This is a genomic window from Flavobacterium sp., from assembly GCF_035299005.1.
In the GTDB taxonomy this organism is placed as follows: Bacteria; Bacteroidota; Bacteroidia; order Flavobacteriales; family Flavobacteriaceae; genus Flavobacterium.
This window is the reverse complement of the sequence record NZ_DATGXL010000012.1, coordinates 301282-319538: the sequence shown is the minus strand read 5'-3', so window position 1 is coordinate 319538 and position 18257 is coordinate 301282. Positions and strand designations below refer to the sequence as shown.

Annotated in this window: 14 protein-coding genes; 12 read left to right on the top strand and 2 right to left on the bottom strand. The window is 30.4% G+C overall.

All coding sequences use genetic code 11. The annotated features are described in order from the left end of the window. The first annotated feature begins 7 nt into the window (after positions 1-7). The 12 genes from VK164_RS07350 to VK164_RS07295 all read left to right on the top strand — a co-directional run bounded on the left by VK164_RS07350 (position 8) and on the right by VK164_RS07295 (position 16001). Positions 8-4246: a gliding motility-associated C-terminal domain-containing protein gene (locus VK164_RS07350; protein ID WP_324208733.1), complete on the top strand. Its 4239-nt coding sequence runs from the start codon at positions 8-10 to the stop codon at positions 4244-4246. A gap of 150 nt (positions 4247-4396) precedes the next feature. Next, positions 4397-5329, top strand: coding sequence for a type IX secretion system membrane protein PorP/SprF (locus VK164_RS07345; RefSeq protein ID WP_324208732.1), 933 nt, complete (start codon positions 4397-4399; stop codon positions 5327-5329). A 186-nt stretch (positions 5330-5515) separates the two neighbouring features. Then, positions 5516-6709: a GAF domain-containing sensor histidine kinase gene (locus VK164_RS07340; protein WP_324208731.1), complete on the top strand. Its 1194-nt coding sequence runs from the start codon at positions 5516-5518 to the stop codon at positions 6707-6709. A gap of 78 nt (positions 6710-6787) precedes the next feature. Then, positions 6788-7543 (top strand): LytTR family DNA-binding domain-containing protein, encoded by a 756-nt coding sequence (locus VK164_RS07335; RefSeq protein WP_324208730.1) that lies wholly within the window; start codon positions 6788-6790, stop codon positions 7541-7543. Between the two features lie 24 nt (positions 7544-7567). Beyond that, positions 7568-7960: a response regulator gene (locus VK164_RS07330; RefSeq protein WP_324208729.1), complete on the top strand. Its 393-nt coding sequence runs from the start codon at positions 7568-7570 to the stop codon at positions 7958-7960. 262 nt (positions 7961-8222) lie between these two features. After that, a complete protein-coding gene (locus VK164_RS07325; protein WP_324208728.1) occupies positions 8223-9368 on the top strand; it encodes a glycosyltransferase family 4 protein in 1146 nt (381 codons plus the stop codon). Beyond that, complete coding sequence (locus VK164_RS07320; RefSeq protein ID WP_324208727.1) at positions 9365-9916, top strand: serine acetyltransferase; 552 nt, start codon at positions 9365-9367, stop codon at positions 9914-9916. The genes VK164_RS07325 and VK164_RS07320 overlap by 4 nt, the downstream gene beginning before the upstream one ends. Position 9917: 1 nt before the next feature. After that, positions 9918-11045, top strand: a complete 1128-nt coding sequence (locus tag VK164_RS07315; protein WP_324208726.1) for a glycosyltransferase — start codon at positions 9918-9920, stop codon at positions 11043-11045. A gap of 80 nt (positions 11046-11125) precedes the next feature. After that, entirely contained in the window at positions 11126-12211 is a 1086-nt protein-coding gene (locus tag VK164_RS07310) for a glycosyltransferase (protein ID WP_324208725.1), read from the top strand. 3 nt (positions 12212-12214) lie between these two features. Next, entirely contained in the window at positions 12215-13576 is a 1362-nt protein-coding gene (locus VK164_RS07305) for an O-antigen ligase family protein (protein WP_324208724.1), read from the top strand. Beyond that, positions 13533-14549, top strand: a complete 1017-nt coding sequence (locus VK164_RS07300; RefSeq protein ID WP_324208723.1) for a glycosyltransferase family 4 protein — start codon at positions 13533-13535, stop codon at positions 14547-14549. Before VK164_RS07305 ends, VK164_RS07300 begins: the two co-directional genes overlap by 44 nt. 69 nt (positions 14550-14618) lie before the next feature. Beyond that, complete coding sequence (locus VK164_RS07295; RefSeq protein ID WP_324208722.1) at positions 14619-16001, top strand: exopolysaccharide biosynthesis polyprenyl glycosylphosphotransferase; 1383 nt, start codon at positions 14619-14621, stop codon at positions 15999-16001. 46 nt (positions 16002-16047) lie between these two features. On the opposite strand, the gene VK164_RS07290 is transcribed toward VK164_RS07295, so the two are convergent. Both VK164_RS07290 and VK164_RS07285 read right to left on the bottom strand, forming a co-directional pair. Next, entirely contained in the window at positions 16048-17157 is a 1110-nt protein-coding gene (locus VK164_RS07290; RefSeq protein WP_324208721.1) for a DUF4105 domain-containing protein, read from the bottom strand. A gap of 44 nt (positions 17158-17201) precedes the next feature. Continuing rightward, a complete protein-coding gene (locus tag VK164_RS07285; protein ID WP_324208845.1) occupies positions 17202-18191 on the bottom strand; it encodes a PorV/PorQ family protein in 990 nt (329 codons plus the stop codon). Between the last annotated feature and the right edge of the window lie 66 nt (positions 18192-18257).

The window sequence follows — 18257 nt, the reverse complement described above, 5'->3', positions numbered from 1 at the left end:
AACGCTTATGAGAACAAAAATACTTATACTAGTTGCTAAAATTAGCTTGATTGTTCTTTTGTCATTGAACACAGCAGTCTATTCGCAATGTGTGAATGGTTCAGTTCGTCCTGCAGATAATTTCATAGTGAATACTTATTCTCCAAGATGTAATAATGGTACAGATGGCGAGCTACGTTTCTCAAATCTATATAGTACAGTAGGAACAAATGATTTTACTAATCAACAATATTCGGTTCGAATTTTAAGTGGTCCAAATGGGAGCTCTGTTAATCCTATTCCATTGAACTCTTCAAATTATACAATAACAGGATTATCTGCTGGAGTTTATACAGTAGATATAATTGATCAATGTGGTGGTAATAGTGCGGATAGAGTGGTTACTATATATAATACACTGCCAAATATTCCGTCAATATTAACAACTTTAACACAAGTTGATAAATATTCTACAGCTAATAATTGTGGGGATATTATAAAATTTAGATTAGCAACTAATTCAGGAACAACTACTGGTAATGTAACATATATTTTTGAAAATAATCTAGGGCAATCATTAACTTTTATTAATCCAATAGCTCAGACTTCTAATTATGCTTTCAATCAATTTAGGATTGATATAAATATACCTGTTTCATTTTTTAATGGAGATATTATAACTTACACAGGATTCAATAATTGTGGGGCTATAACAGGAGGCTCTTTGTTATTACCAAGTTCACAAGATATAGTTTTTGATACGCCAAGGATTGTTAGTGTTGGTAGTTCAAGTGATATGTGTTCATTAGGATATGATGTAAAAATGTTTCGTGTCAATGTTACAAATCCAGTTCAAATTTCTGTTTCAGAAGCATCAAATCCAGGAGGGGTTGCATTAGATATAAATAATTTACCAATTTTAACTCAAACAGTCAATTTAACTCACTTAAATGCTGTGCAAATGGGTGGTTCGGTTCCTGTTTCATTGGGGTTGAAGTTTGACATAGACTATGTACTAACAATGGTAGATGCTTGTGGGGTTACATTTCAAAAAACAATTACACAAGAAAGTGTTCCCTTTCAACCTACCATATCTTGTCATAGTAGTATTTGGACAGGAGATAATGTTTTCTTTGATGATATTACTTTTTTAAATTTGAATGAATTGCCTATCTCAAGTTTAGCAATTGCTCCATTAACAATTACCTTTAATTCTGGACCAACTAATTATTTAACACAATCAGGAACAGGAGCAGTAGTTTCTTCAGCTGTAATAAATTATCCCTTTACTACAACTGTTAATACACCAAACATATCTTCTCCATTAGTTGTTGATGCTGTGAAATCATTTCCACCAGGGACTTATAATTTTACTGTAACAGATGTGTGTGGTAAGTCAAGTACTTTTGATTATACAACAAGTTGTTCAAGAAGTTTAGAAATTACGCATACTTTAGATTATTGTGGCTTGGTTACAGAAGATGTAACAGTATATTTAAGAGTTCCTGCTGTTTTAGCTAATACTTCAGCTGCAGTTTATAGAGCAGATGGGACTTTAGTAATGTCGGGTATAATAGGTTATGGCGCTCCATTTAATTATACAGCAGTGCCTGGTGGTTATCAAGTGTCATTTAGCTTACCTAATGATCAAACGTACTATTTTAGATACGGAGGTGTTATTTTACACAATACACCGATGTTTCCTCCTCAGTTTGGAGGTTTAAATGGAACGCCAAGACTTGTAGGTGGTTATTTATATGAATATCAATTTAGTGTAGATTTGAATCCGTTTTATTTTGCGTCAATTGATGCATGTGATACTTCTGTAAATATGGTAGCAACTGGAGGAAAAGCACCATATACATATACTTTGTTAGATGTTGCAGGAACTACACAATTGACAGCATATCAGTCTTCTTCTTCGTTTACAGGGTTGGTTCCAGGAACCACTTATACAGCCAAAGCAAAAGATGATTGCGGAAGAGAATTTACACAACAGTTCTACGTGTATCTTGCTCCAAATCCAACGATTGCAAGTTTAGTTCAACCAACTTGTCAATCTTCTACAGGGGCTGTAACATTTAGTGGTTTGCCAGCGAATTGGTCTATTACAGAAATGAATTCTGGAACTATTTATACTGGGACAACCAGTACATATACTATCTCAAATTTACAAGTAGGGACTTATAATTATATTTTTAAAGATGTAAATACTAACTGTGCTAATCAGGTTGCATTACCTGTTTCAATTGTGGCTTATACAAATTGTCCGATTGCAACAAATGATGTGGTTTTATATACTAGTGGTTCAGTTTCTACTATAAATGTAACTTCAAATGATATACAAGGTGCACAAGTTAATCCTACAACTATTAGATTGATAGCGCCTTCTGTTGCTACGGATTTGGTTTTTTGTAGTACAGGGCAAGTTATTGGATTTAAAATTCCTAATGAAGGTGATTGGACTGCAGATATTGTTTCTGGTATAGTAACTTTTACACCATTTGTAAATTTTGTAGGGATTCCAAGTAATATTTCTTATAATGTTAAAGATTTTAATGAAAATTTGAGTAATGAAGCGGTTATTAGTTTTGATTTGTTACCAATAGCTGTAGACGATACCGCTTATTATACTGTTGGAACAGCTATAACTATTAATGTGGTTTCAAATGATACTTTAGGTGATGTGGTTAATCCTCAAACAGTTGCTTTTATTGCACCAACTTCTCCTAGTGGAATAGTTACTACGCCATTAAGTATGGTAGTTCCTGGTGAAGGTTCTTGGTCTATTGATGCAGTTTCGGGTGCTGTAACATTTGTGCCACAAGCAGGGTTTTATGGCACACCAACACCTAAAAATTATCAAGTAAGTGATTTACAGGGAAATGTTTCTAATCAAGCTGTTATTACATTAAATTCTCAATGTGAGTTAGAAGTTACTTGTCCAAATTTTGAAATTACTACTGTCCAATGTTACGCCGAAATTCCTACGGCTACAATTTTAACAATAGCTGCATTTGAGCAGCTTGGTGATAGTTCTGGTACTATCGGTAATACTTCTTGTGGAAATGTAGTTATTACAGCTACTAACAGCGGTTTTGCGGGTTGTAATTCAGATGTTGTTAGAACTTATACTATATCGGTTTATGCTGATACTAATTTGAATGGATTGAAAGATGTTAATGAAAATGCAGTTTTAAGCACTATAACCTGTTCTCAAGTGTTTCATGTAAACGATACTATTGCCCCTGTTTTTTCAAGTGTTTTACCTGCTGATGTAGTTGTAGAATGTAATGCTGTTCCTTCTGTTGAAACTTTACAAGCTACTGATAACTGTGGTGTGGTAACAGTTGTTTCTCAAGATCAAATAGTTTTAGGATCTTGTAACAACTCGTATACTATTGTTAGAAGTTGGATGGCAACAGATGATTGTGGAAATTCTGTAAGTCATGTTCAAAATATTACTGTTCAAGATACTACTTCTCCTGTGTTTACTTTCAATGTTCCGTCTGAATTAACTATTGAGAATGGAGAGGCAATACCAACTTATACAGTTACTGCTATTGATAATTGTGGAGTTGCAACAATTTCATATGAAGAAGAAACTATTCAAGGAAGTTGTTCTGGGAATTATGAAATTGTAAGATATTGGACAGCTACCGATTCATGTGGAAATGCAGAAATGATTTCTCAAGTAATTACTATTGTAGATACTACGGCCCCAGTTTTTTCAGAAAATTTACAAGAAGTAATTTATGTAGATTGTGGTAGTATTCCTGTTGCACCACAATTGAATGCTACTGATACTACTAGTGAGGTTACAATAACTTTTGAAGAAACAAAAGAGCAAGGTGATTGTGTGAGTATGTCTAGAATTATTAGAAAATGGACTGCTGAAGACGCGTGTGGCAATAGTTCCACTTTTACACAAGTATTAAATATGGCTTGTGAGATTACAATATTTAATGCATTAACACCTAATAATGATGGTAAAAATGATATTTTTTATCTAGAAGGAATTGAATGTTATCCTAATAATTCTGTAGAAATTTTTAACCGATATGGAGCAAAAATTTATGAAGTAAAAGGATATGATAATGTTAGCAATGTATTTACAGGTAAATCTGGAGCGGAATGGAATGTTTCAGGAGATGTATTGCCAACAGGAACCTATTTCTATATCATAAAATATGATTTTGTTATTGAAAATTTAGGTGAAAGAAAAGATGTTCAAAAAACAGGTTATCTGTATGTAAACAATAATTAGTAAGGAATAGTTGAGTTTTTTAAGTTCAATTTTTGGGGCTTATTACCATGAAAGGAGTGTCTTAACTCCTTTCGGGTAATAAGATTAATAAACCTAGAAAAGCTTTTACTCAATTATAATTCTTAAAAAAAACTCCCAAAAATTGACATCATGAATTATTTAACTCAACTCATAAAAGTAATCCCCATTTTGCTTTTATGCTTGGCTAACGCATTATTTGCGCAACAAGATCCTCAGTATACAAATTATATGTATAATACAATGAATGTGAATCCAGCATATGCAGGAACGAAAGAAGTAATGAGCATATTAGGAATGTATAGAGCACAATGGGTAGGTTTAGATGGTGCGCCAGTGACAAGTACTTTTTCTTTGCATTCTCCAATCGGAGTTTCTAATATGGGACTTGGATTGTCTTTTGTGAATGATCAGATTGGTCCTTCAGATGAGAATACCATTTCGATTGATTTTTCTTATCGATTAAATTTTGACGATCTTTCTACCTTGGCTTTGGGTATTAAGACGACTGCTAATTTACTGAATGTTGATTATACCAAATTGAGTATATACGATCCTACGGACCCACAGTTTCAAAACAATATTGATAATCGATTTTCTCCTAATTTTGGAGCTGGTGCTTATTGGTATTCTGATCATCACTATGTTGGGCTATCAGTGCCAAATTTTTTAGAAACCAAACATTATGATGATAATGATATGACTAGCTTGGCTAAAGAAAAAATGCATTATTATCTAATGGCTGGCTATGTATTCGATCTTACTTCAGATATTAAAATGAAGCCTGCTTTTCTTTCAAAAGTAGTTGCAGGTGCTCCTCTTCAATTGGATATGACAGCGAATTTTTTGTTTTATGAAAAATTAACTGTTGGAGCTGCCTATCGATTGAATGCTTCTGTTTGCGGATTAGTTGGTTTTCAATTAACTGACAAGCTATTTATGGGTTATTCGTATGATGCTGAAACCACTAAATTAGCTAATTACAATTCAGGTTCTCATGAAATTTTTTTGAGATTTGAAATTTTTAAAACCGAAGAAAAAATTTATTCCCCAAGATTTTTTTAATTTTTTTAAAGTATCTAGATTTTGTGATTCCTTTGAAAATTATTTAAGAAATGCAGACTTATTTATTACTTATAGCTTTTTTATACGCTATTTTAATAAATTTTATCTAATTTTATAATAGTTAGTATCTTTTTGAAAGAAATTGCTATTAGAAGTCGATTATTAATAATTTAATACTGTTTTCAAATGATGCATCAAGATGAAGAAGAAAAACGATTAAAGGTTTTAAAAGAGTATAATATTCTTGATACTATGCCTGAAGAGATTTATGATGACATTGCTCAAATAGCTTCTTCTATTTGTAATATGCCTGTTGCTATGATTAGTTTGGTTGATAAAAACCGGCAATTTTTCAAGTCACACATCGGTGTTGACATTTCAGAAACACCTATTGAAAATTCGGTTTGTTATCATGCTGTCCTTTCAAAAGATGAGGTTTTTGAAGTGCCTGATTTGCGAATGGATGATCGATTTAAAACATTTCCATTAGTTGTTAATGAGCCACATTTTGTTTCTTATTTTGGTGTTCCTTTGTTAAATACCCAAGGAATTGCTTTTGGAGCTTTATGCGTATTGAGTAAAGGCGAGGTAAAAACAATTTCGGAAGAACAAAAAAAGTCATTAAAAAAATTAGCAAAGCAAGTTATTTATATTTTAGAATTAAGAAAAAAGCAGGATGAGTTAGCTGTATATCATGAACAGGTTGAGAATTACGCACAAGAAATGGAGAATTTTGCATTTACAGCTGCACATGATTTAAGGTCGCCTTTGAGGGCTATCAATTCTTTTTTAAAAATGATTGAGGCAAAAAGTAATCCAGAAGATGAAAAAGAAAAAGTGTATTTTAAATTTGTTTTTGATAGTGTAAAACGAATGGATAAGCTCATTGTAGATTTGTTAGAATATGCTAAATCAAATAAAAAAATAGCTGATAAAGAACCAATTGATGTAAATCAGTTGGTTACAGATATTTTTTCAAGTTTGATTGAAGACAGTATGGTTGAAAAACCGATTCTTTCAGTAGATAAATTGCCAGAGGTTTTTACGTCTAAGATTGCTATTAATATGATATTTCATAATTTGATTGACAATGCCTTGAAATATCAAAAAACCGATAATGTTGCTGCTATTACAATTAATTGTATTGAAGATTCAAAATTTTATGTTTTTGAAATAATTGATAATGGAATTGGTATTGAAGAAGAGTATTTGGAATTAATTTTTCAACCCTTTAAAAGACTACATACTCAAGCAGAATTTTTAGGTAGTGGGTTAGGTTTGGCTTCAGTAAAAAAGATGGTTGAAAGTTTAGGGGGATTGATTTCAGTTAGCTCACAATTGGGAGTTGGTTCAGTCTTTACTTTTTCAATTCCAAAATAAAAGTATTTATTTCATTATTTTTTTATTATATTTATACCTTTATTAATTAAAATAAATTCGTTTTAATTTCAATATTCTATGAAGTTAATAAAGGCCTTGTTAGTAGATGATGATTTAGATGCAATTCAACAAATTAAAAAATTTGGTGAAGAAAATGCTGTAATTATTTCTGTTTGCGGGTATTCAAACACACTTCAAGAAAGTATTGGGTTTATTAAAGAAGCTAAGCCCGAACTTATTTTTTTCAATCCCTCTATAGAAAATCTAGCGCATTTTAATTTACTTAAGGAATTAGATTTTAATATTCCGAAGTTTATTTTTATTTCAAAAGATGAGAAAGATGCTTTTCAAGCTTTTAAACATAACGCAATTGATTTTTTAAAAAAACCATTAGATTTTAATGATTTGATTGTTTCTCTATATAAAGTTATTAAAAATATAGAGATGGAAATTAGTTTTCAAGATCAAAAGTTAAACCAAATAAATTCGATTAATTCTACCAATCAGAATAATGGATTTTTAGCCATTTCGTCTACTGATAAAATTGAATTGATTAAGGTTGATGATATTGTTTTTTGTAGAGCGGATGGTAAATACACAGAGTTTGTATTAAGTAACGGAACTAAGATTTTATCTAGTAAAAATTTAGGGGAATACAATAATGTATTGACTTATAATTACTTTTTTAGAATCCATCATTCTTATGTTATCAATATTAAACACATCTCAAAAATTACTAAGAAAGATGGTTTGTATTGTGAGTTTACTAATGGTGTTGCTTTGCCGATAGCTAAACGAAGACAAGAAGAATTTATTAAGTTTATTAAGCTATAATGCTAACATTACATTTATTAAGTTATGTCCAAGAAGTTTAAAAGAATAATGATTGTTGATGATAATGAATTTGATTGTTATATAACATCAAAATTGATTAATAGTTTTGATTCGTCAATAGATATAATGGAATTTAATTCCTCAACAACTGCAATTGAATATTTGGAAGAGTATCAAAGTGATTTAATAAAATTGCCTAATTTAATTTTTTTAGATATTTACATGCCACTTTTAGATGGTTTTAAGTTTATAGAGAGATTTTCAGCGCTTTCTGAAAAGATTAAAGATTATACTAAGATTTGTATTCTGTCTACAACTGTAGATGATTTTCATATACACAAAGCAAAAATTGATGAAAATGTATTGTTTACAAGTAAACCCATTACTATGGAGTTTATTCAAAGCATAGCTCAATAATCATTTGATTTATGAATTGTTCTGTTTCTTGTTAAATGTGTTATTTTTACCATTTAAAACCTATTTATGAAACTGGCAATTATAACTCACGTTCAACATATAAAGCATAATCATCAATATTATGGTTATTCTCCTTATGTTCGTGAGATGAATATTATTTATATATGTTTTTTTATCTCTAAAGAGCTATTTTTTATAAAAAAGTATTAATAATTGAATTTCTATATTTTTATTTCAATTTTCAATTTACCCCAACATAAATATGCATGTCTGTTTTTTAACTAACGAATATCCTAAAGAAGGTTTTCCGCATGGAGGTTTTGGTAGTTTTGTAAAAACTATTGCTGAAGCCTTAATTAACAATGGAGTTCAAGTATCTGTGATTGGATTGAATTATACAGCTTCTAATGAGATTGAAAGAGTTAATGGAGTTACTATAATTCGTCTTAAAAAGAGTAAAACTAAGGGTTTGACTTGGTATTATAATTCAAAAGTTATTGCAAATCAAATTTTTAAATTAAATATGCATAACCCAATAAATATTGTTGAAGGAGCAGAATCTTCTTTGGCTTTTCTTCCAAAAATTAAAAATATAAAATATATAATTCGTTTGCATGGAGGTCATCACTTTTTTGCTGAAGGAGAAAAAAGAGGGATTAATTGGTGGAAAGGTTTTCAGGAAAAGTTGTCATTTAAGAAAGCTGATGCTTTTGTTGCTGTTTCAAGCTATGTAAAAAATCACACCGCAAACTATTTAAATTATCATAATAAACCAATAGAAGTAATTTTTAATCCTATTAATAGTCAGTTGTTTAATCCTCAAAATGCAGAAATTCAAACAAATAATATAACATTTGCTGGAACAATTTGTGAGAAAAAAGGTGTTCGGCAATTAATCCAGGCTTTTTCTTTAATAAAAGCGAAGTTCCCAAATGTAGTTTTAAATTTATATGGGAGAGATTGGTTTTTTCCAGATGGAAGTTCATATATTAAAATGTTGGAAGAACAAGAATTGCCTATGCTTGGAGAGAATGCGCGTGATGTTGTTTTTCATGGAGCAATTTCTTTTGCGGAGATATCAAATGTTTACGCAAAGGCAGCGGTTTGTGTATTTCCTTCTCATATGGAAACTCTTGGTTTAGTTGCTCCTGAGGCAATGGCTATGGGGAAAGCAGTAATATTTACAAAATTAGGGCCAGGTCCAGAAGTAATTATTGATGGTGAAACAGGTTTGTTATGTGATCCGTTTAATCCGACAGATATAGCAGAGAAAGTGATTTTTTTACTTAATAATCATGAATCTGCAATCAAGTATGGAAAAAAAGCAAGGGAAAAAGTATTGGAACAGTTTGAAATCACTAATTTGGTATTAAAAAATATTACTTTTTATAACGCAATATTACAATGAAATTTATTACACTGATTTTTTCGGATTATAGAAAATATAAAAAATATGGTGGTAATTTTATAACTATTTTGTTTTTTACACAAGGCTTTTGGGCTATATTTCAACACAGAATAGCTCATGCGATTTATAAATTACCTATTCCTGTTTTGAAACAAATACTGCAAATTCTTTGTTTGTTTTGGCAAAAAAGTATCGAAATTGTTACAGGGATTTCAATTCCTGCGTCTGTGGAAATTGGGCATTCTTTTTATATTGGGCATTTTGGAGGTGTTTTTTTAAATGCAAAAACGCAAATCGGTAATAATTGTAATATTTCGCAAGGGGTAACAATTGGTGTTTCTGGGTTAGGCGATAAAAGAGGTGTGCCCAAAATTGGCAACAATGTTTATATAGGTGCAAATGCTGTTATTGCTGGTAAGATTTTAATTAAAGATAATGTTTTAATTGCAGCTTGTTCTTTAGTGAACAAAGATGTTGAAACGAATGGTGTGGTACTAGGGGTTCCTGCAATAAGAGTATCAGAAAAGGGTTCGGAGGGCTATATATAATATGCGATTCGTTGTAATTTCATCTGCACCAATAATAAGTAAAGAAAATCAATTTTTCTTATATAGCCCTTATGAGAAGGAAATGCGATTGTGGGCAAAATATGTTGATTCTATTCAGTTTTGTTGCCCCATGTGGGAGGAAGATAAAAAATTACTAATTGTTCCAATCTCTTTTGAAATTGAAAAAATAATTGTTTTAAAAGAGTTTGATGTTCTTTCTTTTACCAATATATTGATAGCAATACCAAATATTGTTGTTGATTCTATACGTATCTTTAAGGCAATGAAAAAGGCTAATCATATTCATTTAAGATGTCCTGGAAATATGGCATTATTAGCTTCTTTTATTCAAATTTTGTTTCCAAAAAAAACAAAAACTGCCAAATATGCTGGTAATTGGGATCCCAATGCCAAACAACCTTTTACTTATAAATTGCAGCGTTGGATTTTGAGTAATACTTTCTTGACTAAAAATATGCAAGTTTTAGTTTATGGAGATTGGAAAAATCAAACTAAGAACATCAAGCCTTTTTTTACAGCTACATATAGTGAAAGTGAAATTCAGAATTCAAAAATTAGGATTCAGAATAAAAATGATAATGAAATTGTTAAATTTCTTTTTGTGGGAACTTTGTCTAAAGGTAAACAACCGTTATATGCCATTCAATTAGTTGAGCAGTTGTCTATGAGAGGAAATAAAGTTAGTCTTGATTTGTATGGTGATGGTGTAATGAGAAGTGAGATTGAAACTTATATTAAAACCAAAGGTTTAGATTCGATAATTTGTTTGAAAGGAAATCAAACCAACGAAACTGTTTTATATGCTTATCAAACCAGTCATTTTTTAATTTTACCTTCAAAAAGCGAAGGTTGGCCAAAGGTGGTTGCTGAAGCTATGTTTTGGGGATGCGTTCCGATTGCAACACCAGTTTCATGTGTCCCTTATATGGTAGGTAATGGAAGTAGAGGAATTTTATTGCAAGAAGAATTATCAATTGATTTTGTTGTAATAGAAAAATTGATTAATGATCAAGAAATGTTAAAAAAAATGTCAGATGAAGGGCTATTTTGGTCGCAACAATTTACAACTGATAAATTTAAACAAGAAATTAGTAAATTATTAAAATGAAAGTAAATAGTACTGTGTTGATTTTGAACTTGTGCTTGCTTTTAATTTTTCTATATTTACATGATTATTAATTCTTACAAGTGAGATCAGTTCAAGATATAAGAGTAGTTCAGTTAATTGATAGTTTAGAGCCAGGAGGTGCTGAACGGATGGCTGTTACAATTGCAAATACTATTGGAAAAGAGCTCAAATTTTCAGGAATTGTTGTAACGCGTTTAGAAGGGGGGTTAAAAGAAACGATAAGTTCAAAGGTAAATTATCTTTTTTTGCGAAAGAAACGATCAATAGATTTATATGCGTTATTACGGTTCAGAAAATTTTTAAAAAAAAATAGAGTTACTATTATTCATGCACATGGTAGTTCTTATTTTTTTGCAGTTTTACTAAAAATAATTATGCCATCAATAAAAATATTTTGGCATGATCATTATGGTAATCGTTTAAAAAGTAAAAATTCAAACAAGATAATTAAGTTGGTTTCTGTTTTTTTTAGTGGTGTTTTTACAGTGAATTTAGAGCTTCAAAAATGGGCTTTACAAAACTTAAAAACTTCAAATGTGTTTTTTTTACCAAATTATGTGGAAGAAACTCCGATTGAACAGAAGTATACTGTTTTGAAAGGAGAAAAAGGGAAGAGAATTGTAGTTTTGGCTAATTTAAGAATCCCTAAAAATCATCAATTAGCTCTTTCTGCTTTTTCTAAAAGTAAAATTGCTTCTTTAGGGTGGACTTTACATTTCATAGGCAAAGATAATTATGATTCTTATTCAAAGGATTTGAAAGATAAAATAATCAACGACAATTTAACAGAATCTGTTTTTATTTATGGATCATGTGTAGATGTACAACATATTTTAAAGCAATGTGATGTAGGTTTATTAACTTCAACATATGAAGGTTTTCCAGTAACTTTATTAGAATATGGGATGGCAAATTTATTTGTAATCACATCAAATGTAGGTTATTGTAATCAAATTATTCGTAATACAGAAACAGGAACTTGTTTTGAATCAAATAAAGAGAATGAGCTAGAATTCATTTTTAAAAGTTTAGTAGATAATGTAGCTAAAAATAAAGTTTTAGCTCAGCAATTGAATGATTTTGTTAATGAAAATTATTCGGCTAAAGTTGTAATAAAAAAGATACTTTCTATCTATCAAAAATAATGTATGAAATCAAATGATACTTCAACTTATATTAAATTAGTACTTATTCATTTATTTATTGGGTTGGCTGTTTATTTTATTCCAGTCATTTCGAAATTATATGCTATTGCTATTATTTTAGTAGGTTACAGATATGTTATACTTCGAAAGAATGCGAATAATGAAGCACTTTATATGGCTGCTTATCTTGTTGGTGCTGAAGTTTTCTTGCGAATGACTCAAGGTAACTTTTTTGAGCAATACGCTAAATATGGTGTAATAGGAATTTTAATAATAGGGATGATTTATAGAGGGTTTTCAAAAAATTCCATTCTTTATTGGATTTTTGGAATATTATTGTTGCCAGGTATTTTTTTGTCTTTTTTTACCTTGAATTTTGATACGGATATAAGAAAGGCTATAACATTTAATATAATAGGACCAATAACCTTAATGATTAGCGCTATTTATTGTTATCAAAGAAAGATTGCTTTTGAACAAATAAAAAAAATTATAGATATGTTAGCCTATCCCCTTATGGCTACATTAATTTATATGTATTTGTATACGCCGAGTGTAAAAGATGTGGTTACAAATACAGAGTCTAATTTTGAAACATCAGGTGGATTTGGACCAAATCAAGTTTCAACTATATTAGGTCTTGGAATTTTCTTGTTTTTTATTAAGATTGTTTTAAATTCTAAAACAATAGCTATTCAACTTATTAATATTCTTTTATTTATTATAATTACTTTTAGAGGGATTGTAACTTTTTCAAGAGGAGGTATAATTACAGGATTTATAATGATTATTATTGTTGTAATTCTGCTTTTGTTTTATACAAAATCATATGCAAAATCTAAAGTTTTGTTATTAGTTGTATTTGGAACCTTTTCACTATTAGGTATATGGGTTTATAGTTCTATTCAAACGGGTGGATTAATTGATAAACGATATGCTAATCAGGATGCTAGAGGGAGGGAAAAGTTGAGTAAACTAACAGGTAGAGAGCGATTAATTGAATCTGAATTTAAAATGTTTTTAGATAATCCTGTTTTTGGTATTGGGGTAGGAAAAAATAAAGAGTATAGATTAGAAACAACTGGAGTTGATGCAGCATCACACAACGAAATTACTCGAATGTTAGCAGAACATGGAATGTTTGGTCTCTTTGCATTAATAATATTATTGATAACGCCTATGGTTTTATATCTTAATAATCAACAGAATATTTTTGTTTTTTCATTTGTTGTCTTTTGGATATTAACTATCAATCATGCTGCTATGCGATTAGCAGCTCCTGCTTTTATTTATGCTTTATCACTTTTAAAAGTTCATTTTGATGAAGAAAATCAAAATTCTATATCTAGGGAATCAGCTGTATAAACACGGTTTAAACAAAACTACAATAGAAACTTTAGGGCCACAGTTGGAATCAGAGAGCTTCAAAGTTTTGTATGCCTCAACTAAAATAAATTTTTTATTTCGTTTGTTAGATATGGTTTTATCCATGTTTCAATATAGAAGAAATATAGATTATATTTTGATAGATACTTATAGTACAAAGGCTTTTTGGTATGCATTTTTTTGTAGCCAAACAGCTAGATTATTTAATATCAAATATGTTCCTATTTTGCATGGCGGAGATTTACCAAATCGACTAAAAAAAAATCCTAAATTATGTCAAATGATATTTGCTAATGCCTATAAAAATGTAGTGCCTTCAGGCTATTTAAAGCAAGCTTTTGAACAAAGAGGTTATTCCAATCTTTTGTATATTCCAAACTCTATTGAAATTCAGAAGTATCCTTATAAACTACGTGAAAAAGTAGCTCCAAATTTGTTGTGGGTTCGTGCTTTTGCAACAATATACAATCCTGAAATGGCGGTTAAAGTGTTATTTGAATTGAGAAAAAAATATCCTAATGCAACTTTAACTATGGTGGGACCAGATAAAGACGGAAGTTTGCTAAGCACCAAAGCGTTTGCTGATTCATTAGGTGTTGCAGTATGTTTTACAGGAAAATTAACTAAAGAAGATTGGTGGCAATTGGCTGCAGACCATGATATTTTTATTAATACCACACATTTTGATAATACCCCAGTGAGTGTAATGGAATCAATGGCTTTAGGATTGCCTGTTGTTAGTACAAATGTTGGAGGTATTCCTTTTTTACTTACGGATAATGAAAACGCTTTGTTAGTTGATGATGATGATACTAATCAAATGGTGGCGGCCATACTTAAATTACTTGAAAATCCTCCGCAGTCAAAAAAGTTGTCGATTGAGGCAAGACGCTATATTGAACAAATGGACTGGGAAATAGTAAAAAAGAAGTGGAATGAATTACTTGAGTAAAAATAAAATAATTGTTCTACTTTTAAAGTTTTATTTATTACTTTGCACAAGAATAATCCCCCAAAAATTATGACTAGTGCCAAAAAAATTCATTTTGAAATATCTGAGCGCAAAATTCTTTTACGTATCTTGGATGTACTTTTTGTTGTGTTAACTTTAGCACTTATAGGTCATTTTTTGCAATTTGATTATTTTAAAGTTTCTAAGACAAATTATTATTGGACATTAGTTTTAGCCTTATATATTAATTTCTTTGGGACAATTTTTGAGATGTATAATTTGCAAACCGCAAGTAATCGATTTCAAATTACCAAAAGTATCATTCTCACAACAGCATTGACTGTGTTGTTGTATCTATTGACACCTTTTTATACTCCTATTTTACCATCTAATCGTTTGCAAATTATCTTGTTTTTCTTTGCTATTTTAGTGGCTTTATTAGTGTGGCGTAATTTATATATTGTATTCTTAGCATCGAATCGATTCCTTAAAAAGGTTTTGTTTATTGCAAGCAGCAAAGAAATAGATCAATTAGTTGCTGAATTATTTTCTGTTAATCCTCATTATAGTGTTGTGGGATATGTGGCAACAGATGAAACACCTCAAAAAACCAAAATTAATTTAGTTGATGAAACTTGTTTGGAATCATTTATTCATAAGAATTATGTTTCTGAAATTGTTGTTACTCAAATTAAGAATAAGACTAATTCTATTGAATTGTATTCAGAATTACTAAGCTATTTAGAGCGAGGAATTGTTATTCGTCAATACAAGGAAGTTTATGAAAATAGTACCTATAGATTGCCGATTAATTTTGAAAGTAAAGAACTATATAAGTTTTTTCCTTTTAGTAGAAGTAATCAGAATAAATTGTATGTGTATTATAGTCGAATTTTTGATATTGCTTTTTCAATAATTGGTTTGTTTGGCTTCTTTTTAATTGCTCCAATCTTGTTGTTTGTTAATCTTTTTGCAAACAGAGGAGCTTTCTTTTATACACAAGAACGGGTTGGGAAAAACGGTATTCCATTTACAATATACAAATTAAGAACAATGGTTCAAGATGCTGAGAAAAATGGAGCTGTTTTTGCGACAGTAAATGATACTAGAATCACACCTTTTGGTAAGTTTTTAAGAAAGACTCGTTTGGATGAATTGCCTCAGTTTATAAATGTTTTAAAAGGAGATATGGCGGTAATTGGCCCAAGACCCGAGCGCCCCATTTTTGTAAACGAAATTGCTCAAACAATTCCGCTATATCAAACAAGACATGTTATTAAACCTGGGCTAACGGGTTGGGCACAAGTGAATTATTCCTACGGTACAAGTCTTGAAGATAGTCTGATGAAATTGCGCTACGATTTATATTACATTAAACACAGAAGTTTGTTTCTAGATATTAATATTGTAGTAAAAACAATGAGTACGGTTTTGTTTTTTAGAGGACAATAAAATAGTTTTATAAGATTAGTTGTTTGTGTGTTTAAAGTAGTTCTAATTACTTTAATTTCTTACTCTGTAAAACAAGTTTTCCAATCCAATAAAAATGGAGTGCTATAAACGGCCACACAATTTCTAAGTGAATTTTGTTTAACATATAAACGAAATATATTAGTAAAAAGGCAAGACAAATTTTACCAATTAAAACTATTTTAACGTAATTCTGTCTCCAATGATACCAAGCAAAAACTAATAAAATTGGATTGAATAATAAAATATTATAATTCCATAATATTTCTTCATGGAGAGAATATAAACCAACTAAAGAGAAAAACATACCTAATAATCCAGCGATAATGAAGTAGGTAGTTTGAATCCATTTTTTGCCTAAAATAACTAAAAGTAGCAATCCGCCAATTAAAGAATAAATAGAGTTTAACCAATTGAAAGGGATGTTAGTTTTTTGGGCAACTAAAATTGTTTCATTTGATTTCTCTACAGTTTTTCCGTTAACTTTAGTTTGCGAAATTGCTTTTTTGAATTCATAAGGTAAAAATAGGCGCGTAGCAGGTTCGTCTACTTTAGTTCCAAAAATTAATTGAATGCCTAATTTCATGTAAAAATCAGACATATATGGATATAATATTTCTCTATATGATTGATTTGAACTGTTTGATTTTATGTACTCTTTTCCTAAAGTTTTATTGATTTTATCTACAACCATCGTAGTACAATTTCTATCAATGAATTTGTAAGTGTAAAATCGTTCATCACTATAAACAGAAGCATTTAATTGCTGAAACAATTGATTGATTTGTGTTGAAGATAGTGCTAATTCTTGTTCAATAATTTCTCTATTTTCAGCCTGATAATTGTTGTAAAAGTCAATATAGCTGCCATTAGTAACAAAATATTGTAAATCGCCTTTTACAAATCTTCCAATGAAATTTGGTGTGCTAAAATCAAATGCGCCATAATTATATACTACATCAATTTGTTGTGAAACATCTTGAATTCGAATTCCAGTGTGACCATACATTGCGTATGATTCTGGTCCAGTACCGCAAGTTAAAATACTTACTTTTGCTTGATTTGAAAGTGAAATATTTTGGGAAAAACCATTAAAAGAAATCAAAATTAATAACGCGAAAAGTAGTTTTTTTATCATTTTATTTAAAGTCTTTCTTCTTGTTTCTATATTTATTTCTGAAATTATCTAAACAACTCCCAATCTACTTTTAACGAAAAAATATTGGAATATAAAGCGGCACTTTGATCGCCCAAATCAGTTAGTGCATAATCTACTTGAATGCCTTTGTATTTGAATCCTAAGCCAATATTAGGTTGGAAACTTAGTTTTTTAGAATCGTCAATTTGTGTGATTTGTTGAAAATTTCCAACACCACCACGTAGGTAAACTAAATCAATATAACCAAACTCTAATCCTAAAGCAGGGTCTATACTTACTGCACTTGTAGAAATAATATCGTTAGTCTGCGCAAATTGCATATTCAAGTTGGCGGCCGCTAGCAGACTATAATCATAACGAATAATCCATTTTTTAGACATTCCTAATTGTGCTTTTGGTAAGGTAATTTCGCTGGTTTCTGGCAATTCTTGATTTTCACCTGGAATAGCATCTGCAATTTCTTGATATTTTTCTTCGTCGATAGTCCAAGTATTGTAAGTTGTGGTGATGTCACGAATCATTAAGCCAAATTTCCAGTCTTCCTCATCACTGATATATTGAATTCCTAAATCCAATCCAAATCCCCATGAATTAGCAAAGTCGCCAATAACTCTTCGAATTACTTTGGCATTTACCCCATAATTTAAACCTTCAATAGGTAAGCTTCTGGCATAGGAAACAGTTAAGCCGTAATCAGCTGTGGAAAATAATGAAATTCTGTTGTAGTCTATATTTCCTTCGCTATCAATCAATTGGGTGGTATTTAATATATCGTCTACTCCAAAGCGGATTAACGAAATTCCAACGGCACTTCGGTCGTCAATTGGCATTGCAAATCCAGCGTAATCGTACTGGGCAATATTTGCAAAATAATTAGCATGCATTAATGAAAACTGTTTGTCTTCTAAATGCAATAAACCTGCCGGATTCCAATAACCTGAATTTACATCATTTGTATGTGAAACTACCGCATTGGACATACCTAAAGCCGCGGCGTCAACACCAATATTCATAAACTCATTCGAGTATTTTCGAACGGTTTGTGCGTAGTTTAATGAAGTAATACAAACGAAAAGAAA